General features: G+C 60.2%; 14 protein-coding genes and 5 pseudogenes. 11 read left to right on the forward strand and 8 right to left on the reverse strand.

Annotated features, from left to right (window positions below; all coding sequences use genetic code 11):
* Positions 1 to 144: 144 nt before the first annotated feature.
* The 5 genes from SS05631_RS06490 to SS05631_RS06510 all read left to right on the forward strand — a co-directional run bounded on the left by SS05631_RS06490 (position 145) and on the right by SS05631_RS06510 (position 7,995).
* On the forward strand, positions 145 to 2,118 hold the full coding sequence (locus tag SS05631_RS06490) for a hypothetical protein (RefSeq protein ID WP_157213222.1): 1,974 nt from the start codon (positions 145 to 147) through the stop codon (positions 2,116 to 2,118).
* Between the two features lie 226 nt (positions 2,119 to 2,344).
* Positions 2,345 to 3,151 (forward strand): glycosyltransferase family 2 protein, encoded by an 807-nt coding sequence (locus SS05631_RS06495; protein WP_244412417.1) that lies wholly within the window; start codon positions 2,345 to 2,347, stop codon positions 3,149 to 3,151.
* A gap of 19 nt (positions 3,152 to 3,170) precedes the next feature.
* Entirely contained in the window at positions 3,171 to 5,351 is a 2,181-nt protein-coding gene (locus SS05631_RS06500) for a glycosyltransferase (RefSeq protein WP_050988419.1), read from the forward strand.
* Between the two features lie 2 nt (positions 5,352 to 5,353).
* A complete protein-coding gene (locus tag SS05631_RS06505) occupies positions 5,354 to 6,184 on the forward strand; it encodes a polysaccharide deacetylase family protein (RefSeq protein WP_037426846.1) in 831 nt (276 codons plus the stop codon).
* Positions 6,184 to 7,995 (forward strand): tetratricopeptide repeat protein, encoded by a 1,812-nt coding sequence (locus SS05631_RS06510; protein ID WP_037426849.1) that lies wholly within the window; start codon positions 6,184 to 6,186, stop codon positions 7,993 to 7,995. Before SS05631_RS06505 ends, SS05631_RS06510 begins: the two co-directional genes overlap by 1 nt.
* A gap of 51 nt (positions 7,996 to 8,046) precedes the next feature.
* On the opposite strand, the gene galE is transcribed toward SS05631_RS06510, so the two are convergent.
* Positions 8,047 to 9,060 carry a UDP-glucose 4-epimerase GalE gene (gene galE, locus SS05631_RS06515; protein WP_050988420.1) on the reverse strand — a complete coding sequence of 338 codons (1,014 nt, stop codon included), beginning with the start codon at positions 9,058 to 9,060 and terminating at the stop codon, positions 8,047 to 8,049.
* A 1,092-nt stretch (positions 9,061 to 10,152) separates the two neighbouring features.
* Between galE and SS05631_RS06520 the strand changes: the two are divergent.
* From SS05631_RS06520 to SS05631_RS31615, 3 pseudogenes are all read left to right on the forward strand, one after another.
* A pseudogene (locus SS05631_RS06520) lies at positions 10,153 to 11,616 on the forward strand (phosphomannomutase/phosphoglucomutase).
* Between the two features lie 80 nt (positions 11,617 to 11,696).
* Positions 11,697 to 13,484, forward strand: a pseudogene (locus SS05631_RS06525) (AGE family epimerase/isomerase); the annotation flags it as partial.
* A 60-nt stretch (positions 13,485 to 13,544) separates the two neighbouring features.
* Positions 13,545 to 14,291 (forward strand): annotated as a pseudogene (locus tag SS05631_RS31615) (IS66 family transposase); the annotation flags it as partial.
* Positions 14,292 to 14,600: 309 nt separating this feature from the next.
* On the opposite strand, the pseudogene SS05631_RS06530 reads toward SS05631_RS31615, so the two are convergent.
* Positions 14,601 to 14,904 (reverse strand): annotated as a pseudogene (locus tag SS05631_RS06530) (low affinity iron permease family protein); the annotation flags it as partial.
* A 989-nt stretch (positions 14,905 to 15,893) separates the two neighbouring features.
* On the opposite strand from SS05631_RS06530, the gene SS05631_RS06545 reads away from it, so the two are divergent.
* Both SS05631_RS06545 and SS05631_RS06550 read left to right on the forward strand, forming a co-directional pair.
* Positions 15,894 to 16,130, forward strand: coding sequence for a hypothetical protein (locus SS05631_RS06545; RefSeq protein WP_095677943.1), 237 nt, complete (start codon positions 15,894 to 15,896; stop codon positions 16,128 to 16,130).
* A gap of 173 nt (positions 16,131 to 16,303) precedes the next feature.
* Positions 16,304 to 16,914: pseudogene (locus SS05631_RS06550) on the forward strand (ATP-dependent DNA ligase); the annotation flags it as partial.
* A gap of 235 nt (positions 16,915 to 17,149) precedes the next feature.
* Here SS05631_RS06550 and SS05631_RS31775 read toward each other — a convergent pair.
* The 4 genes from SS05631_RS31775 to SS05631_RS06570 all read right to left on the reverse strand — a co-directional run bounded on the left by SS05631_RS31775 (position 17,150) and on the right by SS05631_RS06570 (position 19,455).
* The gene (locus tag SS05631_RS31775; RefSeq protein WP_244412217.1) at positions 17,150 to 17,404 is read right to left on the reverse strand and encodes an FCD domain-containing protein; all 255 of its coding nucleotides are present in this window, start codon (positions 17,402 to 17,404) and stop codon (positions 17,150 to 17,152) included.
* 204 nt (positions 17,405 to 17,608) lie between these two features.
* Positions 17,609 to 17,734, reverse strand: a complete 126-nt coding sequence (locus SS05631_RS32485) for a hypothetical protein (protein ID WP_280106876.1) — start codon at positions 17,732 to 17,734, stop codon at positions 17,609 to 17,611.
* 472 nt (positions 17,735 to 18,206) lie between these two features.
* Complete coding sequence (locus SS05631_RS06565; RefSeq protein WP_037421696.1) at positions 18,207 to 18,479, reverse strand: hypothetical protein; 273 nt, start codon at positions 18,477 to 18,479, stop codon at positions 18,207 to 18,209.
* A gap of 325 nt (positions 18,480 to 18,804) precedes the next feature.
* A complete protein-coding gene (locus SS05631_RS06570; RefSeq protein WP_037421699.1) occupies positions 18,805 to 19,455 on the reverse strand; it encodes an outer membrane protein in 651 nt (216 codons plus the stop codon).
* 253 nt (positions 19,456 to 19,708) lie between these two features.
* Between SS05631_RS06570 and SS05631_RS06575 the strand changes: the two genes are divergently transcribed.
* Positions 19,709 to 20,725 (forward strand): GlxA family transcriptional regulator, encoded by a 1,017-nt coding sequence (locus SS05631_RS06575; protein WP_050988290.1) that lies wholly within the window; start codon positions 19,709 to 19,711, stop codon positions 20,723 to 20,725.
* A gap of 117 nt (positions 20,726 to 20,842) precedes the next feature.
* On the opposite strand, the gene SS05631_RS06580 is transcribed toward SS05631_RS06575, so the two are convergent.
* Positions 20,843 to 21,148, reverse strand: a complete 306-nt coding sequence (locus SS05631_RS06580; RefSeq protein WP_037421705.1) for a hypothetical protein — start codon at positions 21,146 to 21,148, stop codon at positions 20,843 to 20,845.
* A 226-nt stretch (positions 21,149 to 21,374) separates the two neighbouring features.
* Positions 21,375 to 21,782 carry a DUF1236 domain-containing protein gene (locus SS05631_RS06585; RefSeq protein ID WP_037421708.1) on the reverse strand — a complete coding sequence of 136 codons (408 nt, stop codon included), beginning with the start codon at positions 21,780 to 21,782 and terminating at the stop codon, positions 21,375 to 21,377.
* Positions 21,783 to 22,017 lie beyond the last annotated feature (235 nt).

The raw sequence follows: 22,017 nt of genomic DNA on the forward strand, positions 1-22,017 counted from the left end.
CGGGGCCGCCGCCGGCGAGGAGCGACGGTCGAAGGTCTCGAGGCGTCGCACCGGCAAGCCCGCGCGGTCATCACCGAAACGCCAGCTGCGGTGGCAGAGAAGACAAGCGCCGACAGGCCCGGCGAGAGGAAGGCGGAAGGAGCCGTGGCAGCCGCGGCCGTTGCCGACCGGACGGATGAGATTCGCGCCTCAGTCTATGAGCTAGTCACCGAGCTCGCGCGCACCCCGCCCGCCGTAGAGTTAGCCGTCGCCGGCGGCGCCACGGAGCGTAGAGCGCTCGAGGCAGTCTCGCGCACTGCCGCTGTGGTCGAAAAAGCATACGTCGCGGTAGCATTGGCCTTGCTTGCCGCGGCGATCCTGCTCTGGAAGCTCTCACTGCCGACAATAGACCCGAACCGCATGACGGATCTCGGCCTCGTGTCGATACTGCCGCCGGCCTTTTATCTGTCGCTGGTGCTGCTTTGCACGGGGTTTGCGTGGCAGGTGGCCTACCGCCGCGTGAACAGCGTTCTTCCCTATCTCTATCTCGTCGCGCTGATCTTCATCCTGCACGCGACACCCCCGATTCTATATCAGACGCTGCGCTATTCCTGGGCCTGGAAACATCTCGGCATTGTTGACTACATACAACGGCATGGGACCGTCGATCCGGCAGCCTCTTTCCTTTCGGCCTATCACAACTGGCCGGGGTTGTTCGTCGTCACTGCCTGGATCGCCGATCTGTTCGATGCACGTCCCATCGACCTTGCTTCCGTCCTCCAGTTTACGCCGGTTGCACTGAATATCGCCCTTTTGGCAGTTTTCCTGTGGCTGCTGGAAAGCTTCACCGAGGACAAGCGTCTGCTGCTGACAGCGGGCTGGTTCTTCGTCGCCGCCAATTGGATCGGCCAGGACTATTTCTCGCCCCAGGGCATAACATTCTTGCTCTATCTGGTTCTGCTCGGTCTCTTTCTCGGGCCGCTGCGTCAGAACAGGTCAAACGTCGCGAGGCGGCATCCGCGCCTGTTGAAGAGTCTCGGGCCGGCTGCTTTCTCAGTAGGACTGAAATCGAAAGAGGTCGGGCAGCTTCCCTGCGCGCTGTTTGCCGCGCTCGCAATGGTGACCATTCTCGCGATTGTTGTTACTCATCAACTGACGCCATTGGTTGTCATTCTGTCGGCCATCATGCTCGTTATGCTCGGATGGATTGCACCGTCCTACCTTGTGTTCGCGCTAGTCGCTGAAACGCTTTGGCTGCTGTGGGGAGCGGCGCCGTTCGTTTACTCGCAATTGCAGAGCCAGATTGCTTCTTTTTGGGAGCTTTCGGAGGCAACGTCGAAGTTCGCCAATCTTGCTCTCGTCAGTCCCGACCGCGCTTGGGTCGTCTGGGTCGGACGGGTGTTTTCGACGATGATCGTGCTTGTTGCTCTATACGGCGGGCTGCGCCGACTGAAGCGGGGGTACTGGGACCTCACCGCTGCCGCCCTCGTGCTTTCGCCGGCACCATTGCTGGCTGCCGCCTATGGTGGCGAGTCTGTATTCCGCGTCTATCTGTTCTCCCTCCCGTTTCTGGCTTTTTTCACGGCGGCTGCTTTCTTCCCGGCGCCTCAATGCGGCCGGTCCGCTTTTGTGTTTCCGATTCTAGGCGCCGCCTGCATCCTTTCGGCAGTCGGGTTGCTGTTCGCCAATGATGGGAAGGATCGAGAATATCGGTTCACACCCGATGAAGTGGCTGCTTCCGAGTGGCTTTACTCAACTGCGCCGCCAGGCTCCCTGCTGATCGAAGGCGCCCGCAGCTATCCTTCTCAATTCATGAATTACGAGAACTTTTCCTATCTGCCCATCTCAGAAGAGAGTGAGGGAACGAAAGAAAGGATCGCAAGTGACCCTGAGGGGGTGCTGGGTCGCTGGATGCGTGACCCGCGCTGGAAGGACGCTTACGTAATCCTGACCCGCAGCCAGAAGGCCTATCTCGAAGCGGGCGGGTACATGCGCCGGGGGGACTTCGAACGCATCGAGAATGCACTGCTGGTCTCACCGCGCTTCATCGTCGTCCACGCTACTCCGAATGTGAAGGTGTTTACGCTGCTGAAGCCGAAGCAAGGTTTAGCCGAAACTCCGAGCGCCCGCCGCGATTAAGGCGGGCAGGCAGCTCAGTGGCCGTCCGCGAGCGCCTGGCGCGCACGTTCGTAACGAATGCAGCGAAAGTAAATAGCCAGGATGCTAAGACGTAGTAATCCAATGTGACTATTCGACTCTCGTGAGCCGCCACGGTATTCTGGATGTTTTAAAAGAAGTGTGGGAAATGATCTGCCGCTGGTGGGGTTGGCTTTGCCCTCCAGGCAGCTAAGAAGATGTTTGCCAGTTGAAGCACCTTGCTATTACTCAAGCGTGTGCAAAGATGGGCAATTCTGCGTCACACAGACGAAGATCGCACGACACCGCGCACACGATGATTGTGCCGAGCGTGAGCGTGATCATCCCGACTGTCAACGAAGCCGATAACTTGCCGCATGTCTTACCCCGCATCCCGGCGTGGGTGGAAGAGGTGATTCTGGTAGACGGAAGTTCCAACGACGACACGGTTGCCGTGGCGCGGCAGCTCAGGCCCGACATCGTCGTCGTCGAGCAACCGCGGCTTGGCAAGGGCGCGGCACTTGCAGCCGGCTTCGCCGCCGCGCGAGGCGACATCTTGATCACGCTGGACGCCGATGGCTCAGCGGATCCCCGAGAGATGGCAAGCTTTGTCGGCGCTCTCCTTGCCGGGGCCGATTTCGTCAAAGGGTCGCGCTTTCTCCAAGGTGGTGAGACGAGCGACATGGAATGGTACCGGCGGCTAGGGAACTGGGGATTGGTCCATCTTGTTCGCTTGCGCTTCGGCGGCCGCTACAGCGACCTTTGTTACGGCTACAATGCCTTCTGGCGCGACGTGCTGCCCTATCTCGGCGTCGAAATCGCTCCGGGATTTGAGATCGAAACGCAGATGAGCATTCGTGCACTCCAAACAAAGCTGGCTATCGTCGAGCTGCCAAGTCGGGAGCACGCGCGCATCCATGGCGTAAGCAACTTGCGAACCTTCCCCGACGGCTGGCGCGTCCTGAAGACCATCGTCCGGTTGGGGTTCACCTCCGGCGGCAAAGCTGTAGCCGTAATAAGGAAACGTCCGATTTAGCCACGTTGAGATTCCGGTCGTGTTATCGATTGCTGTTATCATCTGCGCCTATTCCAACCAGCGACGCGAGCAGTTGCACGAGGCGATACGCTCCGTCCAAGAACAAGAACATCGTCCCGACCAGGTGGTCGTCGTCATCGATAACAACGAAAGCCTGCTGCACGATACGCGCGAGTTTTTCCCGCACTTCGAGGTCGTCCCGAACGATGGCATGCGGGGGCTTTCCGGCGCACGCAATGCCGGCATCCGCCGAACCTGGACAACTGTGATCGCCTTTCTCGACGACGACGCGATCGCCGAGCCTGCTTGGCTCGGGCGCCTCACGAGGCATTACAACAATCCCGCAGTGGTCGCTGCCGGTGGTAAGGTCTTGCCGCTCTGGCAAGGTGGCCGGCCTCCGTGGTTTCCGGAGGAGTTCCAGTGGGTAGTGGGGTGCAGCTATCGCGGCCTACCGCAAAGCCTGCACCCTGTACGCAACCCAATAGGCTGCAACATGTCGTTTCGCCGAACGGTTTTCGAGACGATCGGGTTTTTCCGCGAGGGATTCGGACGCACCGACCAAGACGCGGCCGGTGGCGAGGAGACTGACTTGTGCATTCGCACTCGGCAAAGGATGCCCGAGGCCATCATCCTCTATGATCCCGAAGCCGTGGTTCATCATCGCGTGCCGACAGGACGATCGACTTGGGGTTATTTCCGTAAGCGCTGTCTTGCGGAGGGACGGTCGAAAAATGCGCTGGTCGAGTCGCTTGGCGCGGGTGCCGGGCTGTCCGCCGAACACATTTACGTGACACGCACCCTACCGAAAGGTGTGGCGCGGGCGTTGCTCGATGCGGTGCTGCGGCTAGACCCCTGGGGCCTGACACGTGCCGCTGGGATCCTGGCTGGTCTTACGCTCACCGTGGCGGGGTATGCAATCGCGAAACTGTCCCGGCGCCCGTGGGACCACATGAGCGTGAGAACCTTCCAGCCCATAAAGGTTGTAACGATTGACATAGCCAATCCGCCTTCGTCGATCTCGCTGGTCAGCGAAGGGAAGGGCTCTTATGGGGGGATTTTTTGCCTGGTCCGCTCTGGAGTGCAACCACTGTCGATCGTTGAATTGGAGCATCCGGGCCCGGTCGTCGAGACAGCAGAGGTGCTGTCCGCCCTCGGATCTCTTCGTCCGTTATCTTCCATCTCTTTAGACCGGCCGTGTCATGGGGTCGCCGTGGTCATCGCAACGCGAGACCGGGCCAACAGCCTCAATCGCTGCCTCCTTTCGCTCTTCGACCAAACCCGCCTGCCGGATGAGGTGATCGTAGTAGACAACGCGCCAGCGTCGACGGCGACTGCGGATCTCCTCGCGAGGCAGTATTCCGGACGTGTTCGCCATGTATTAGAACCGATACCGGGGCTCGGTCGCGCCCACAATACGGGTCTTCAACATGTTTCCAGCGACCTCGTGCTCTTCACCGACGATGACGTGGTGCTCGACCGCTACTGGGTCGCGGCGATGTCTGCTCCGATGGAGGAGCACGCGGCGGTAGGCTGCGTGACCGGTCTGATCCTGCCGGCCGAACTCGAAACGCGGGCACAGGTCTGGGCGGAGCGGCATGGCGGCTTCGGCAAGGGTCTCCGACCCCGGACCTACGACCTTGGGGCGAACCGGCCGAAGGGAGCTCTGTTTCCCTTCACTGCGGGGCAATTCGGCTCGGGGGCCAATATGGCCTTCCGTGCCAGTGCCTTGAAGCAAGTTGGCGGTTTCGACTCCGCATTGGGAGCGGGAACGTTGGCGTGTGGCGGCGACGATCTCGCAGCTTTTTTCTCGATCATCAGCGGCGGATTCCAACTTGTCTATCAGCCACAGGGGATTGTTTGGCATCATCATCGGCGGGGAGAGGACGGAATGCGTCGGCAGGCCTATTGCTATGGCGTGGGTCTCGGGGCGTATCTGACGAAGATCCTCCTGGATGATCCGCGTCGATTACTTCGGCTCGCAGCTGCCCTGCCAGCCGGCATCCTTCATATGGCCGGCCCCTTTTCAATCAAAAGGCATCGGCTGCCATCCGATTATCCCAAGCGGCTGGTCTGGATCGAGCGTCTCGGCATCGTTGCAGGCGTGCCCGGCTATCTACGCAGTCTTTCGAAGATGCGACGCGACGACCGGGCACGCAGCATTGCGAGTTCCAGCAATGCGATCGCAAGCAAGGAAACCTGAAGATGCAAGCGATTCCAATCCTGCTCTACCACAGCGTCAGCGAAGACTTCGCGCCGGCGTATCGCCACTGGTCGATACCGCCCGCCAAATTCAAAGCTCAGATGGCCGCGCTGGCAGAATGCGGCTACCGACCGATGACAGTTCAGGAGCTCGCTTTGTTGCGGCGAAGTGGCCAGCCATTGTCCCGGAGGACTTGCTTCATAACGTTCGACGATGGGCTGCTGGATTTTTTCGAAGGGGCAATGCCGGTACTGACTTCGCATGGCTTCCGGGCAACACTTTTCGTAGTCTCCGGATTCGTCGGCAGGACCAGCCGCTGGCTCACTTGCCTTGGAGAAGGCAACCGTCCGATGCTGGATTGGCGGAAATTGCGCGAGTTGCATGGGCTTGGCATAGAGATCGGCGCGCACACGGTGAGCCATCCAGAGCTCGATATACTTACGCACCAGCAGGCGACACGCGAGATCCAAGACAGCAAATACGCGCTGGAAGACGGGCTCGGCGACACGGTTGCGACGTTCGCCTATCCTCATGGCTATGCCACCAGAACGATCCGCAGGCTCGCGGAGGAGGCGGGCTATATTGCGGCGTGCCGCGTGGGCAATGCCCTAAGCGCTGATACTGAAGGCCTATTCGAACTGTCGCGTGTTACCGTTACAAGCGACATCGCGCCCGCAGACCTTATTGACCTCATGGACACATCGAGGCTTCCAGTCGCGCCGCCGGCAGACCGTTTGATCGCTCGAGGGTGGCGAGCAGCACGGCGGGTCCGGGCTTTGCACCGTTCTCTGGCCCGGACCTTTCGAAGCGGCGGACAGGAAAGGGACCCGTGATGCGCCGCTCCCTGCGGATTGGCCTGGCTCGAGCGATCCTCCTACTGAGCATGCCAATTCTTCCCGGGGTGTCGGGAGATGTATCGGGCGACGAGTTGCCAACCGGTGCGTTGACAGCAAACTTTCCGGCGGACGAGGCGCAGCCTGCACTCGGACGCACGCTGTCGGAACTAGCCGACCTCTACATTGCACGGCGCATCGACCGGACGACCGTAGAGCGCCAACTTGGCGAGTACCAGCAGATGCTGCGCCAGGCGGGCGCTGATGCGCTCTTAGCGGTTTCAGCACCCTCTCCGCTTGCGGGCACCGTTGCGGACCTACCTGACGGCCGCCTCGCGCTCAATCTCTACGAGCGCGCTATTACCCTCGGGGATTCGGGCGCTTTGATCGGAGTGGGTAATCTGTATTTACGGGGACAATTCCTCGAGGGAGCTCCTGAACCGGAAAGAGCATTCGAGGCGTACGCCAGAGCCGCAGCGCAAGGCAATCTGGAAGGCAAGCTCCGGGTCGCCGAGTTACAAATTCGCGGCGAAGGAACCGAACGCGACATCGTGGCTGGCTTCACAGCGCTGCAGGAGCTGACGCGGGCCGATGATGCGCGTGTGCTACAGGCGCTCGCTGGCCTATGCCTGTCTGGACGTATAGCCGTGCGGTCGGATCTGGCATTGACAGCCTTGGAGAGAGCCGCCGCCATATTCGGCTCCGCCGAGGCTTATTTGCGACTGGGCGATCTCTATTCACGTGGGGAGGATGTGCCAGCAGATTACTTCCTCGCCATCGAACACTACCGGCGGGCAGCGGCGAAAGGCTCCATCGACGCGACCGTGAAAATTGCGGAGATGCAAGCGCGAGGCCAGGGCACGCGGAAAGACGTTATCGGCGCGCTGGCAGAACTTCACGACCTTGGCAGAAGTGGTGAAGCGCGGGCTTTGCTTGCTCTCGGCGATCACTATGGAACGGGCGAGGTCGTGCCGATCGAAGCGAGTTTGGCGAGGAACTACTATGAATCGGCTGCCGGGAAAGGCAGCACGACTGCACTTCTTCGCCTCGGTGACGGCTACCGCAAAGGACTTTTCGGCTCGCGTAACCTCGCGAAGGCCGCAGACTCCTACCGCAAGGCCTGGGAGGCGGGGAATCGCGGTGCGGCCATCGCTCTGGGTGTCCTCGAGGCCTCCGCCGGCCGGAAAAGAATCGCCGCAAACGGAACCGCTCGCCTGCGTCGGGCAGCAAATGAAGGTGTCGATGGAGCCGCCGTCGCCCTCGCCGACGCGATGTTCTACGGCTATGGCACCGCAAGGGATCCGTCCGGGGCTCTTAGTCTTCTCGAAGAGGCGCGAAGCAAGGGTGATCGCCAGGCTTTGCTCGCTTTAGTAGCAGCTTACCGGGACGGCAAGCAGGACGGCAAGGAGCGGCTTGTGCGAAAGGCCCCGAGAAAGGCAAAGGCACTGCTCACGGCATCGATCGAGATGCTGCCTGTGCCGGCAAGGAACGTTCAGCAATTTCTCTTTGCCGCGGCAACAGCGAAAACCAGGGCGTTCGCCGATCTCAACCAGCGTCTGTCGGCTCTTTCTCAGCCGGAACGCAGGCAGATCGTACGTGATTTGCCCAAAGTCAATTCAGGTCTGTTCGCTTACGTCGTGAAGGCCCGCTTGAAAGAGCTGGGGGCTCGCATCGGAAGGATTGATGGGCGATTCAACCGGTCGTTCATCAGAGCCGTTGTAAAATACTGTCGCGCCACCGCTTCCAACCGTCGGTGCAACCGCGGCCCCAGAAATCCCGAGGTTGTCGAAATCGTGTCCTACGCTTTTTGAAAGGTGCCAACCGGCTTTACTATCCACTCCAGAAGCCGTCCGTTTGAAGTGCTACAGCACTCTTCGTGCGTCTGAAACGCACGGCGCTCTGGGAAGGCGATCTTCCCATATGAGCGCCGTTCGTATGATGAAAGAAAGATCATCATATTGCGGCTTCCAGTCGAGCTCCTGCATCGCGACGGTGGGGTTGGCGACGATCGATACCGGATCCCCTGGTCGGCGGGCCCCTTTGCGCACCGGGAAATCGACGCCGGAAACCGCTTTGACCTGATCCAGTACCTCCAGCACCGAGAAGCCACGGCCATAGCCGCAGTTCGCAATGATCGACCTGCCGCCGGCACGCATGCGCTGCACGGCTTTCAAGTGGGCATTTGCGAGGTCCGTGACGTGAATGTAATCGCGAACGCAGGTGCCGTCTGGCGTCGGATAGTCGGTGCCGTACACTTCGATGCCGTTGCGCTTGCCGAGCGCGGCTTCGATCGCGACCTTGATGAGATGGGTGGCACCAGCTGTCGACTGACCGGTGCGGCCATGTGGGTCTGCGCCTGCAACATTGAAATAGCGCAGCGCCGTATAGGTGAAGTCGTATGCGGCCGCGATGTCGCGCAGCATCATTTCGGTCATTAGTTTCGATGTGCCGTAGGGTGACTCGGGGTGCAGCGCTGCGGTCTCGGCCACTGGTCCGGCATTCTCCGGCGTGCCATACACCGCGGCCGTGGAGGAAAATACGAAATACGGCACCTTGCCTTCAAGAGCGGCGGCGATCAGAGCGCACGAACTGACGGTGTTGTTTTCGTAATAGGACAGCGGATCGGCGATCGATTCCGGAACGGTGATCGAGCCGGCGAAATGGACGATTGTATCGATTGCATTTTCGGAGAAGATCATCCGGAGAAGACCACGGTCCGCAATGTCACCTTCGTAAAAACGGGCTGCCGGGCCGACTGCCCAGCGGAACCCGGTCGACAACCGATCGAGCACGACAACCTCTTCACCGGCATCGATGAGCAGGCAGACCATGTGGCTACCAATGTAGCCCGCTCCGCCCGTAACCAGGACCGACATCACTGCCACTCCTATGTGCCATCCGTTGCTTCGCCGGTGATCGCCGGAATTCGTCTCGGCCTACTGGGGCTCACCGGTCCTGGCATCGCGGAAACCGCACTGCCGCGACGCCAGCAGGAAGCACTCGTGAAAACCAGTGCGTTGCGACTCGAACGCCTGCAAATACTCAGAAGTTCGAGCCGGCTCTCGCTCGCGAGGTACTCCGCCCCCGGTTCGGCGGATGCCTGTCGCTCTAAGGCATAATAAAGCCAAAGGAGACGTAAGTTCAAGTTTTCCATATAGTACATTTGGTTGGTTCAGTATGCGTAGATCTAATTAACCCATTAGGGGTAAAACTCCGGAACTATTGCTGAGTTGACATCGAGCACGCTGTAACTTTATTCGATGGCTCGCCTAATGCGTTGATTGAAACCGACAGTACGCGCTCGGGTTCCCCAAACCGGGCAAGGAGGCGCGGCTGCTGATGTTAAAAAGACGATAAAGGTAGCCCAAACGGGCTATGTACTGAAATCTCTAGACTAAAAGTTCAAAATGCAGCTCACCTATACATACTTCCAACTGGTTTGGATTTATGCTAAATTCTAGTCCTCGTGCTAGCTCTTTTGGAGAGCAGTGATAACGCCAACCAGGCCAATTTTTCATATCTATTTGCTTTGGCTTCGCAGGTGCTTTTGATAGGCATTTTTGAACGGTGTTGGGTGCGGTTCAGCCGGTCCTTTCCGTCTCATACTGCCGCGAGAGCGGAGTTTCCAACATGTCAGTGGCTCGACTCAGAGACAGCACCGCGCTCGAACTGCATGCACCGAGCGCAAAGACAGATTTCAATCCGCGTGAGAGCACTACCAAGGTGCATACCCGGACTGTCGTGAAAGAGCCGAAGGTTACGAAGGGGAACAGTGTTGCTTACAAGTTGAGAGATATGCTTTCCCTCGAGGCCGAGCCGGGAATGGCGCAACCACGATCCTGCAGTCGCTCCGAACTTTGGCGGTGCGCGGGACGGTGCAGGTGAAAATCGTCCGTGCCGGCTCGTCACAAGCGCCTGAGCCCCTCCAACATGCCGGACCCGACAAGCTTACCGACGAGACAAGGACGTTGATAAGGCCGACCGGGTTTCGGGAATATGATGGCCGTTGGTGGTTCGGCCGACCCGGTGCTGGCAAGACCCCGGAGCTGAACTTGATGGGCGCGCAGGCGCGGGAATGGGGCTCGGCACCTTCATTCGACGCTCGGGCGCCGGCCCGGAAATCGTGACGGGACACGACTTTCGCTCCTATTCGCTGGCAATCAAGCTCGCGTTGGTTTGCGGGCTGATGGCCGCGGGCGCGCGCGTCAAGGACATCGGGCTGGCGCTGTCTCCGATGGCGTACTTCGCGCAGTTCGCGCTCGACACGCGCTCTGTGGCGATGGTGACCGCTTCGCACAACGAAAACGGCTGGACCGGCTTCAAAATGGGCGTGGCCCGTCCGTTGACCTTTGGGCCGGACGAGATGGCGCAGTTGAGAAGAATCGTGCTGGAAGCCGACTTCGACCTGACCGGCGGCGGAGCCTACGAGTTCGTTCCAGACTTCCGCCGGCGCTATATCGACGATCTGGTCCGCTGCAGGCGCATCGGTCGGAGACTAAAGGTCGTCGCGGCCTGCGGCAACGGCACGGCCGGCGCTTTCGCGCCTGAGGTTTTGGAGCGGATCGGCTGCGAGGTGATCGTGCTCGACTGCGAGCTCGACCATTCCTTTCCTCGCTATAATCCCAATCCCGAGGACCTGAAGATGCTGCGCGCCATGCGCGACAAGGTGCTGGAAAGCGGCGCGGATGTCGGACTGGGCTTCGATGGCGACGGTGACCGCCTCGGGGTCGTCGACAACGAAGGCAGGAAGATCTTCGCCGACAAGGTTGGAGTGATGCTGGCGCGGGATCTTTCCGCCTTGCATCCGGCTTCGACCTTCGTGGTCGACGTCAAATCGACCGGCCTGTTTGCGACCGATCCGGTGCTGCAGGCAAACGGCGCTCACACCGATTATTGGAAGACCGGCCACTCCTACATCAAGCGCAGGGTCGCCGAATTGGGGGCCATTGCGGGATTCGAGAAGTCGGGCCATTTCTTCTTCGCCCCCCCCCCCGCTAGGGCGCGGCTACGACGATGGGCTTGCCGCCGCGATCGCCGTTTGCGAGATGCTTGACCGCAATCCGGGCAGCAACTTGGCCGATCTCTACCGGGCACTGCCGGTGACTTGGGCCTCGCCGACGATGTCTCCATACTGCGACGATGAGGTCAAGTACGCCGTCGTCGAGCACACTATAGAGCGGTTCTGGACGATGCGGCAGGAGGGACTGCCGATCGCCGGCCAGAAGATCATCGATCTCACCACCGTCAACGGCGTGCGGGTCACAGTCGAGGACGGCACTTGGGGACTGGTTCGGGCCTCTTCCAACAAGCCGGAACTGGTCGTGGTAGTGGAAAGCCCCGTTTCGGGAGCGCGCCGGCATGCGATGTTCGAGGCTATCGACCGGATACTCCGGGAACATGCGGAGGTCGGCGCCTATAACCAGAGCCTTTAGCGCGGTGAAGACGATCGCGCGGCATCCCATCCCCCGGAAGGAAGGGCGAGTGCATGGCAGAGCGGATCTCCTGCTTCGTGATGTGTGGAGGCGTCGGCTCGCGGCTTTGGCCGCTGTCGCGCGAGGACTATCCCAAGCAGTTCCACGACCTTGTCGGCCACGGCTCGATGCTCGCCAGCACCGTCCTGCGGTTGGGGGCCAGGGGGGCCGGCGATACGCCTGTCTACGTGATCGCCTCGGAGCGCCATGCCGACCGGGTGAGATCTGACATTGCTGGCATCGAATTGGCGGGCGGGCACCTGATCTTTGAGCCTATCGGGCGAAACACGGCCGCCGCCGTAGCTGTGGCCGCACTCGAGACGATTGCCGTCCACGGTGACGGGCTGGTTCTGACCGTTCCCTCCGACCACGAGATTTCCACCGACGAGCAGTTCTGGGAAACCGTGGAAAGGGGCGTGACTTCCGCTCAAGCGGGAAAGCTCGTTGTCTTCGGCATCTGGCCGGACCGCCCGGAGACCGGCTACGGCTATATCGAGGTAGTCGGCGATGGCGATGTCCGAGATGTCGCCCGCTTCGTCGAGAAGCCCGGTCTCAAGGCTGCCAAAGCCTATATCGCGTCTGGAAAGTTTCTCTGGAATGCCGGCATTTTCCTGTTCCGCGCCACCACCATGCGCTCCGCTTTCCGCAAACACCAGGTCGAGATGTGGGTAAAGACGGAGCGCGCGCTCGCAGCAGCGTTCAGGGATCTGTCGGGCACCTATTTGCCGCTTGGGCTCTATTCGACGATACCGTCTATCTCGATCGACTATGCCATCATGGAGCATGCTAGCGACATCGCGATGGTACCGGCGAGCTTCCAGTGGAGCGATCTCGGTTCCTGGCAGTCTCTGCTCGACATCAGTCGTACGGATGCGAAGGGCAACGTCGTGGCAGGCGACGTTATCGCGATCGACTGCAAGCACTCCTACCTGCGCAGTCAGGGCCGGCTGCTCTCGGTGGTCGGGCTAAGGGACATCGCGATCGTGGCAACGGCCGACGCGACCTTTGTTGCCCCTGTTGCCAAGAGCCAGGACGTCAGACGAATCGTCGAACAACTGGAGAGGAGCGGGCGCCTGGAGGGGAAGTTCACACCCGCGGCCGGCCGCGTGCTGCTGCCCGGCGCCTGTCGGAAGCGCGTCGCCCACTGGTTGTTCGACGAAACGCTGCCGCTGTGGTCGACCGCAGGCGTCGACGAGCGTCACGGCGGTTTCCACGAAGCGCTGAGCTTCGAGGCTATGCCGCTTATGAAGCCGAAGCGCATGCGTACGATGGCCCGCCAGGTCTGTGCCTTTTCAATGGCGAAGCTGCGCGGGTGGGAAGGTGATGCCGACCGGTTGATCGCACACGGTATCACTTTCATGGAGAAGGGGCGTACGAAACGCGGCGGTTGGGCGCGGATGCTCCACGTAGACGGCACAGTCGCCGACGCTTGTGAGGACGCTTTTGATCACGCGTGCGTGATGCTTATGCTCGCCTACGCTCATCAGGCCGGCAATTCCGATGCGCTACGGCTCGGCCAGGAGACATTTGCATTCTTGGACTCGCATCTGGAGGATGAACGACTGACCGGCTTCTTGGAAACCTCGCAGGGGAGCGGGCAGCGACGGCGCAGTAACTCGCACATGCATTTGCTTGAAGCCTTCCTGGCTTGGTACGCGGCAACCGGAGAGCGGAGCTATTTGCGGCGTGCTGCCGGTATCATCGATCTTTTCCGCAGCCATTTTTTCGATGCGGAAAACTGGACGGTCGGCGAATATTTCGACGAAGCTTGGAAGCCTGCCCGCGGCGAGAAGGGCGAGTGGACCGAGCCCGGCCATCACTTCGAGTGGGCTTCGCTGTTGGTTGATTTCGCAGCGGAGAGTGGGCAGGCCGATCTGACTACCTTTGCTCGACCCTATGGCGGAACCAGCCCGCCGATGGTGGCCTACCGCTTTGAGGACGGCAGGGGCGCCGATTGCGTGGCGCGTCATCTCGCCGGATTCAGCGGCATCCTGCAGGTGGATGGCTACTCGGCCTATCCCAACCTGAGCAAGGCGCGGGCCAAAACCGGCAGCAATGAAACGATCCAGCTCGCAGGGTGCTGGGCGCACCTGCGTCGCAAGTTTTACGACCTGCATATCAGCGGGGTCTCGCAGGCCGCGACGGATACAATCATCGCCATGACCGAGTTGTGGAAGCTTGAGGATGAGGTTCGCGGCAAGGATGCCGAGAGCCGGGCGGCGCGGCGTCAGGAAAAATCCGCGGCCATCGTCGCCAGCCTCTTCGAGTTGTGGGAAAAGGAACTGGGCAAGGTCTCGGGAAAATCCAAAACCGCCGAGGCGATCCGCTACGCCCTCACCCGACGAGAGGCGTTGGAACGCTTTCTGACGGACGGTCGCATCGAGATCGACTCCAACATCGTCGAGCGCGCGATCAGGCCCCAAACAATTACGAGAAAGAACAGTCTATTCGCCGGCAGCGAGGGTGGTGGACGAACCTGGGCGACGGTGGCCACCTTGCTGCAAACCTGCAAAATGAATGGCGTCGATCCGCTCGACTGGCTCTCCCAAACCTTGACCCGCATTGCTCAGGGCTGGCCAGCATCCGAAATCGAAGGGCTCATGCCCTGGAAGTTCAAGCCTGACGTTATCGGCTGACCGCTTACTGTCTACCACCAAAGAATTACGGAAAAGCGAGAGCTGCGAGGAACCGCAGCCTCCGCCGTGGGCGCCGAATGGCGATCGTCAGGTTTCGTTTCTGCTCGGTCCTCGAGTATTCACACAAGCAAAGCGCGCTTCAGGTCACCTGCAGATTAATTAAGCCAAGAATAATCCGATCATAGTCGCCGCAAAAATAGCGATGACCGCAGTAAGCGCGATTGACAACATGGTCCGCTGGTCAGAACTCATTCCAGTTGCTCCGTGGTCGATGATAGCAAAAGAGCAGTGCGAACCAGTTCTTGCTTCCCGCTCGACTGCCGCCGCGATGTGCTCCGGCTGTTCATGCTCGAGGCCGACCACGTGGTTTCGGGTCTCACGCATGGATACGATGATTTCGTCGAGCTTGGCGTGGATGGCCGAAGTGTCGCGATAGCCTTGAATCAAGACGACGCTCGTGATCACGATTGCCACGACCGACAGCGCATAGGTGATGACGCTGGTGAGGCCGAATGGCACCAGCGCGGTGCTCGCAAATCATCGCCGCGATCACGAAATAGAAGCCGGGAGGGCGAGAAAGAAAATCAGCGATGCGAAAAAGTACCTGATTCACTAACAGTTGTCCGTATGTTGGTGCCTCGTTAACGCGCCAATGCCCATCTGGTTCGGAGTCCTTCCTTTTGTGGCAGCACCGCCACAATCGTGGCGTATACTTCCAGACATCAGCGGCAAGCGATCAAGAGCGCCGCTTAAAAGCTTGAAGAAGGGACGTTGCGCTTTCGCCTCAGTTGAGGGAGTCGCGTCATGTATCCTGCCAGCCAAGTCACTTATGAATCTCCTCTCGGACCGGACGACCTCTGTCTGCTGCAGAGAGTTTTCGACTGCGAATTGGAGCTTCGAAAGCTCCGGGCCGACAGCGAAGAAGCGGAAATACTCGCGCAAAGGCTGATCGACCTGTTCCAGTCGGGCATAAGGAGGGAGGAAGCCCTGCGAGACGTGCTCACAAATAGTAATTGGTAAACTGCCGATCGGCGGGGGCATGGTTCGAGCGGCGTTGTCCCTTACGGACTTCCGGCAGCGCCTTTCGAAAAGGTCGTCCAGTTCAGCGCTCTTTATCGAGAGCAGTTGTTTTCGATGTTGCGGCAGAGCCATCGCCAAGCGGGCTCTGCCGACTCGAACTCTAGACATGTTTTCGCCTGCGGAATTATCTTAAGCCGGCCTTCATTTAGCCGATTGAGCAGGGCGATGACTATTTCCCCGTCACTGATACCGCTTTCGGGAGACAGATAGTTTCTAATGTCCCGGCGGCAGGGAACCCGCGAACGCCATCTTCGTTCTCCTGAACTACAAGGGAGGGCTCAACGTATCGCCTGCATCGTCGAGATATGCCCGAAAAGAAGGCCTCAACCGCGTTCCCGATCAGCCTGCTGTTGCTCTCGGTTGGCGTTGTTCTGGCTTACCTCGCGATCGGCGGGGCTTGGTCGGAAAATAAAACGGAAACGGTCGTCTACACACCGCAGACCGCAACCCCCGCTAGGACTTGTCGTACGCGCCGGCTTTCCATGTTCGATGTAAGTTTGCGTGCATTTGGGAGGAGCCGTGATGGCGCATTCAACAAGAACGATTCAGATTGCACCGACGATGGAGACCGAGGTCGAGCTTGTTGAGCAGGTCGTCTCCGATTGGTGCGAAGTGCACCAGGTCGACCCGAAAAGCCACACGGCGGTGATGGAGGGCTTGAGGGTCCTGTACCTGATGCGAGAGTTCGATATGAAGAACAGAAGGCAGCTTTTGAAAGCGCTACTCGACAGCGACGAAGGGCTTAGTCCCGAAGCCTAGTATGTATCTAAGGCTTAATCGACAAGCCTGCCGCGCCTGTTAAGATGAACCCACAGCAAAAATCACTTCCCGTCTCGACTGATGAGCTCGCTGGTTCCCCGTAAGCGATCGGGCTCATCGTTTCTCCACGAAATTTCGAGGGGGCGATCGGGCGTTTGCGTGTGAATGCACGAATGGTAAGAGCGTTCTCGAGGAAACCGCCTGACCCACCTACGCCCGGCTCCGTGCCGGGACGCGTCGATCCATACCTGGCGACGCTTGTCGACAGACCACCTTCCGGGGCCGGACTGGACCTTTGAGGTGAAGTGGGACGGGTACAGGCTAGCCGTTCAGTCCGGCCAGGTACGGATCATGACGCGGGGCGGCTATGACTGGACCGATCGCTTCCCGGCTATCGCAGCCGAGGCGCGGCTTCTTGGGCTGAAGACCGCAATCCTCGACGGCGAGGCGGTCGTGCTCGACGAGCACGGCCGCTCCGAATTCGGCATGCTGCAGCGTGTCCTCGGCTCGCACGCGAGCGCGGCCTCGAGGGGATAGTCCCCAACCGCCGTGACAAGCCCTATCACTCCGGCCGTCGGCCCGACTGGCAGAAGATCACGGGCGTGCGCAGCGACAGCTTCGTGATCGTTGGGTTCGAGTCGCCTACCGTACCTGGCGCGATCGGGCGGCCGCTGCTGGCGGCAAGGAGGAGGGGTGGGCTTGTCTATGTCGCGGCTGCGCAACCGGCTGGACATGCGCGGAGTCGGCCAAGCTGCGCGAGCTGCTCGAGGCAATCCGGACGGATTCGCGTCCGCGCTCGGCTCCTAGCGTGACCATCTCCACGAGGCCACCGGGCATGCCGGCAAAGAATGCTGTCGGCTGGTCAAATCCGGCAATCCATCTGAAGCAGAGGTAGAATCAAGTAGCGTGCGATGCAGGAGCAGCGGCAATGCCAGCTCCGCTGACCTGTGTTGCCATTCTTCTGCAATGGGCGTCAGTTCGAATGCGTTCAGAGCCTGAGCGCTCAGACCGACAAGGTATTAGCCGCGCTGCTCCCGTGCAACGATCTTCAATCGACTTAGATCTTGAACGTGCCGTGCCATGTAGCGTGATGCTTCTTCGTTCTTTCCCGCGAGGATGAGGTCAAGCAACTCGATATGCTCGCGACAGCGTTCGCGGGCGCTGTTGCGGTCAAGCATCTGGCGATAGTCGATGAGGCGGCGAAGGCGATCGAGTCGCTTCAAGGCGTCGATGAAGAAGCTGTTCTGGCAGCATTCAATGATCGCCTCGTGCATGCCGCTGTTGAGTTCGAAAAGCTTCGCGTCCTATACCGTCCAGATGCCGCCGTTTACGAGCCATTCCTGCTCCTCCCGGCAGCGCAAGAGTGCCGGGCGGTTGAGCTTGAAACTAGGTTCCAGCAGAGCGGCCGGTTCGATCAACAGGCGAAACCGATAACTGTCCTCGTAAGCCTGCAGCGAAGTCAGGACCGGCAGGAAAGCTCAGCCGTGGCCGGGCAGGCGCTCGATCCAGCCCCCATTAGCCATGCGCAACAGGATCTTCGACAGGCGACCCTTGGTGAGGTCGTAGCGCCGCAGGAATTCGCTCTCGGTGACCCTTTCCGGCAACCGGTCATGTAGCCGGTCGTCGGCGATCGTCAGATAGATCTGCTCGTCATCCTCCGCCGAGGCGGACTCCAGCGACAGCTTCTCGGCGGCTTCGACGTCGGCGATCAGATAGCCGCCGCATTCACCCTGCTATCGTATGGCCGAGCTCCTGCCCAATCCCTACCACGAGCCCATTGTTCCCCCTGATTTCGAACGAGTTTGGACGCACCAACTGCATTTTTGCACTGGATAGCCCTGGCTCCGCCAAGGCGGTTCGCAGAGCAAATGTCTTTTCGCGCGGAGGACAAGCTATCGGAGTATGGGACGAAATTAAAAATTGCCTACAGCGCCGCGCGTCTTATCAGACGCGCAAAGGTCGCTGTAGAACTTTGATTTGCTGCATGTCTGTGTCCTTAAATCGAGGTCGATTTAAGGACACATGCCGTATGAGACTAGGGGAAGGGCCGGTCTCGATCGTACCCATTCCGGATCATCAAGTGTTTTGCTCCTTCTTCGCCGGGGCTCGCCGCTCGATGAGTTGCTGAAAGATCTCCGCCTGCCGCTCGGTCGCAGCGCGGATCGCAACCAGGTGATCGAGCATCCCGCCAAAGGCCACCAGCACCAGCCCGCCGGCAATCGTCGCAAAGGCCCAGGGAAGAACGGCGAGCAGGGTTCTGACATCGGGCGAGGGCAGCAGCATCGTGGCGAGCACGACAAGCGTACCGATAACGATCGCGCCGCCGAGGAATTCGAGAAACTTTCCCATCCGTGGCTCCCCTGTCTCGTTGCCCAGTCCGACTCGCTGCACCCTTCTGCCGCATCCGCTGCATGATTCCTCAATCGGACGACAATTCAAAGTGATACTGCATGTCTCCTTAAAGCGATCCCGATTTCGGAGACATGCAGCAATTCAAAGTAGCGACCTTTGCGCGTCTGATAAGACGCGCGGCGCTGTAGGGCACCGGGTTTCCGCGCCGATTGGACGCGCTGCACTCATTTAAGGGGGGCTTGGCCGCGCCTCCCGTCGCACGCTTCTCAGAAAAAACCCGGCCGGGGGCCGGGGAGGGTGAGACGGGTGGCAATAAGAAAACTCAGAATTTTACGCCGACGCCCACGGTAAACTGGTGTTGGTCGAGATCGACATTGACGCCACCGACATCCTTGTCGCTGAAATCATTGTAGCGATACTCGGCGCGGCCGAACATGCTGTTGGTGAAGGCGTAGTCGATACCGCCGCCGATCGTCCAGCCGTTGAACGTCTCCTTCTCCTTCGGCGCCCCGGCTACGTCGACGAAGCCGCGGGTAACCGCCCAGCCGCCGGTGCCGTAAAGAAGTGCCTTCTCGCCAAGTGTATAGCCGACCCGGCCGCGCACGGATCCGGAGACATCCGTTCCGACCTCCGTGCTGGCGCCGAAGACCGTGAAGCTCTTGTCGTTCCAGTTGTAGCTGACGTCCCCCTCGACGCCGACGACCCAGTCGCCCATCTGGTAATTGTATCCGGCGAAGGCGCCGAAAAGGCCGCCGTTGAAATCCTCCGAGGCGCTGGCGCCCGGAACGCTGAGATCGCTGTTCAGCCAGCCGCCTCCGCCCTGCAGACCGACATAGCCGCCGGTCCAGACGAAGGTGGGGGTCGTTTCAATGGCGGCCGGGGCCGGTTCCGGGGCTTCGGTGATGTCTGCTGCATAGGCTGGCGCGGCGGCCAGGGCGGCGCCGAACATTGCAACAAGCACGTTTCTGATCATCACAGATGCCTCCTGTTGTCCGAGAACGAGAGTAGCAACTAATCGGGAACAAGTCTGCGAAAAATGGCGCTTTTCGGAATCACGTGCGCCGGCGGGGAAAAAACAGGCCGGTGGACTAAACTCCAGCCGGCCCGCCCGGAAATGATCGCGGAAAAAGGGGAACGTCTCTTTGTTTGGCGACAAGGCCGCGCGGAAGAGACCGATTGCCACCTGATAATGCCTGAACGGGCTTTTACGAGTTGACACCGTGCGCATGAAATTTGACATTACACGCATGACTGCGGCAGCCGAAAAGAGCAATCCGATCGAGGTGATCGTGGTGGTTCTCCCCGAATCCTCGATCATGTCGCTCGCCTCGGTGCTCGACCCGATGCGGGCAGCAAATCGCGTCGCCGGCCGGCCCGTCTTTCGCTGGCGCCTTCTCTCGGCCGACGGACAGGCTGTGAAGCTGACCTGCGACATCCCGATCCCCGTCGACGGCCGGTTTTCGCTGCCGCTTGCCGGCGACCTTCTCCTGGTCATCGGCGGCTTCAATCTCGACCGGCACGTTGGCAAGCGATTTCTCGCCGCCCTGCAGGAATGCGCCCGTCATTTCGACATCGTCGCCGGTATCGAATCAGGCTGCTGGCTGCTTGGCCGATCGGGACTGCTCAACGACCGCAAGGCGACGGCCCATTGGGAAGAACTCGAGGACTTCAGCCAAGCGTTTCCCGCCTTGACGGTGATCGGCGACCGTTTCGTGATGGATGGCAAATACTGGACCTCGGGCGGCGCATCGCCGACCTTCGACATGATGCTGCACCTGATTACCGAGCGGCTTGGCTCGGCCCTGGCCCTCGATGTCGCGAGCATCTTTGTCTACGACCAGATGCACAGCCCGACCGATATTCAGCCCTTCGTCTCGCTCGGCCGCATCGAGGCGCGCGATCCCGAGCTTGCCGGCGCGATAAGGCTGATGGAGCGCACGCTGGAACGGCCGATGACGGTCGCGGCCCTGGCGCGGCGGCTCGCCATTTCGCAGCGCAAGCTCGAATTGCTTTTTGCAAGGGGGCTGTCGATCAGCCCGGGCGCCTATTATCTGCGCCTGAGATTGCAGGTCGCGCATCGGCTCGTCCGCGACTCCGGCATTCCGATGCGCGATATCGCGCTGCGCTGCGGCTTCGACAGCCTATCGGCCTTCTCGCGCGCCTACCGGCGGGAATATGGGGCGAGCCCATTGAAGATGCGCAGCGCCAATCGTCCGGCGAGCGGTCGATCAGAAGGTGGCTAATGCATGTCGCCCAAAAATGTGCAGCGGGCCCAAAAATGCAGCGGTTTTGGGATGACGACATGCACAAAAACAAAGACCTAAAGCGCGCCGCGGGAATGTGTTTGAACGCGACGCGCTTTAGTTTCGGGCGTGCGGGCCGCCGGATCCGGTGAGCGCGCACGCCTTCTCGAATTCCTTGACCGTTTCAGGCGTATTGTCCTCGGGCAGCACCGCGTCGGCAACTTCCTCGGCCGCCGCCGCCTCGCCCTCGTAGACGAAGGACTGGATGTAGTAGGCGATTTCTCCCTTCCACACCTTGCGACCGTCGATCTGCTGGCAGGCGACCGCAGTTTCGAAATCCGCCTGCAGGTCATCGACGCTGGCCGGGGCGGAGGCGCCACCGGAAGGTGCCACGAGCGAGGCGATCAGCAGGGCTGTGAACATGGCGGCAGGCCTCCCGATGGGTCGACGAGGAAACTGCCGGGTCGTTTCCTCGGTCTCACTTGGTAGAGGGCGAATCTGCTCCGAACGAAAGGGGATTTTTGGCGTCGATGATTTTTGTCGAGCGGTCGATGTGTATAAGCCACAGTCGCGCTCGAGGGCAGCAATCCTGGCACGGGCGCGCTGAAAGAAGAGCCCCTCGCTGGCTGAAGCGAAGGGCTCTGGGTCGTTATTGTACGACCTGAACGACCGTATAGGTCTTCGGATCGACAATGACGCGCTGCTGGTTGACGACAGCATAAGCATAAGCCGGGTTCTCCGGAACGGGCGTCAGGACAACAGTGCGCGGCAACGGTCTACCGACGGCGATCTGTTCCTTGATCATGACCGTGTCGGCGGGGACGGGCTGCTGCTGCACGTAGGTCGTAACCTGCCGCGGCGGTGGGGCGATGACCGCACCGGCAACCAAGCCGACGGCGCCACCCACGGCTGCACCCACCGGGCCGCCAACAATCGCGCCAGTAACAGCACCACCCGCGGCACCGGTTACTGCCCCTTGGTTGCTGTCATTTGCAATAGCGGGCGCGGCAAAGATGCCCGTCGCGATCGCGGTAGCAATGATGATCTTGGCATTCATCTGTCGTACTCCCTTGCTATACGTGGGGTACAACGCCGCGTAATTTGATTTGTTCCTGAACGTGACTTTGAAAACGATGCATGTCCTGGTAGTAACGCAGTGTTACATATATGAAATCTTGTGAATACTAACGGAGGTTGGCGATCCTCAAAGGACTCTAACGGGGAGTTGCCGGCGTTCGCGCGAATTCGACCGTCGGAGCTCCATTTGCCGCCCATTCCGCGACCGCAATCGC

Origin of the sequence: Sinorhizobium sp. CCBAU 05631, from assembly GCF_002288505.1 — a bacterium.
GTDB classification, from domain to species: Bacteria; Pseudomonadota; Alphaproteobacteria; order Rhizobiales; family Rhizobiaceae; genus Sinorhizobium; species Sinorhizobium fredii_C.

Coding starts and splice junctions, on each gene's coding strand:
- SS05631_RS06510 (WP_037426849.1), top strand. CDS start 6,184: ATGCGCCGCTCCCTGCGGATTGGCCTGGCTCGAGCGATCCTCCTACTG.
- SS05631_RS06575 (WP_050988290.1), top strand. CDS start 19,709: ATGAAATTTGACATTACACGCATGACTGCGGCAGCCGAAAAGAGCAAT.
- SS05631_RS06570 (WP_037421699.1), bottom strand. CDS start 19,455: ATGATCAGAAACGTGCTTGTTGCAATGTTCGGCGCCGCCCTGGCCGCC.
- SS05631_RS31775 (WP_244412217.1), bottom strand. CDS start 17,404: ATGCACGAGGCGATCATTGAATGCTGCCAGAACAGCTTCTTCATCGAC.
- SS05631_RS06585 (WP_037421708.1), bottom strand. CDS start 21,782: ATGAATGCCAAGATCATCATTGCTACCGCGATCGCGACGGGCATCTTT.
- SS05631_RS06545 (WP_095677943.1), top strand. CDS start 15,894: ATGGCGCATTCAACAAGAACGATTCAGATTGCACCGACGATGGAGACC.
- galE (WP_050988420.1), bottom strand. CDS start 9,060: ATGTCGGTCCTGGTTACGGGCGGAGCGGGCTACATTGGTAGCCACATG.
- SS05631_RS06565 (WP_037421696.1), bottom strand. CDS start 18,479: ATGGGAAAGTTTCTCGAATTCCTCGGCGGCGCGATCGTTATCGGTACG.
- SS05631_RS06505 (WP_037426846.1), top strand. CDS start 5,354: ATGCAAGCGATTCCAATCCTGCTCTACCACAGCGTCAGCGAAGACTTC.
- SS05631_RS06580 (WP_037421705.1), bottom strand. CDS start 21,148: ATGTTCACAGCCCTGCTGATCGCCTCGCTCGTGGCACCTTCCGGTGGC.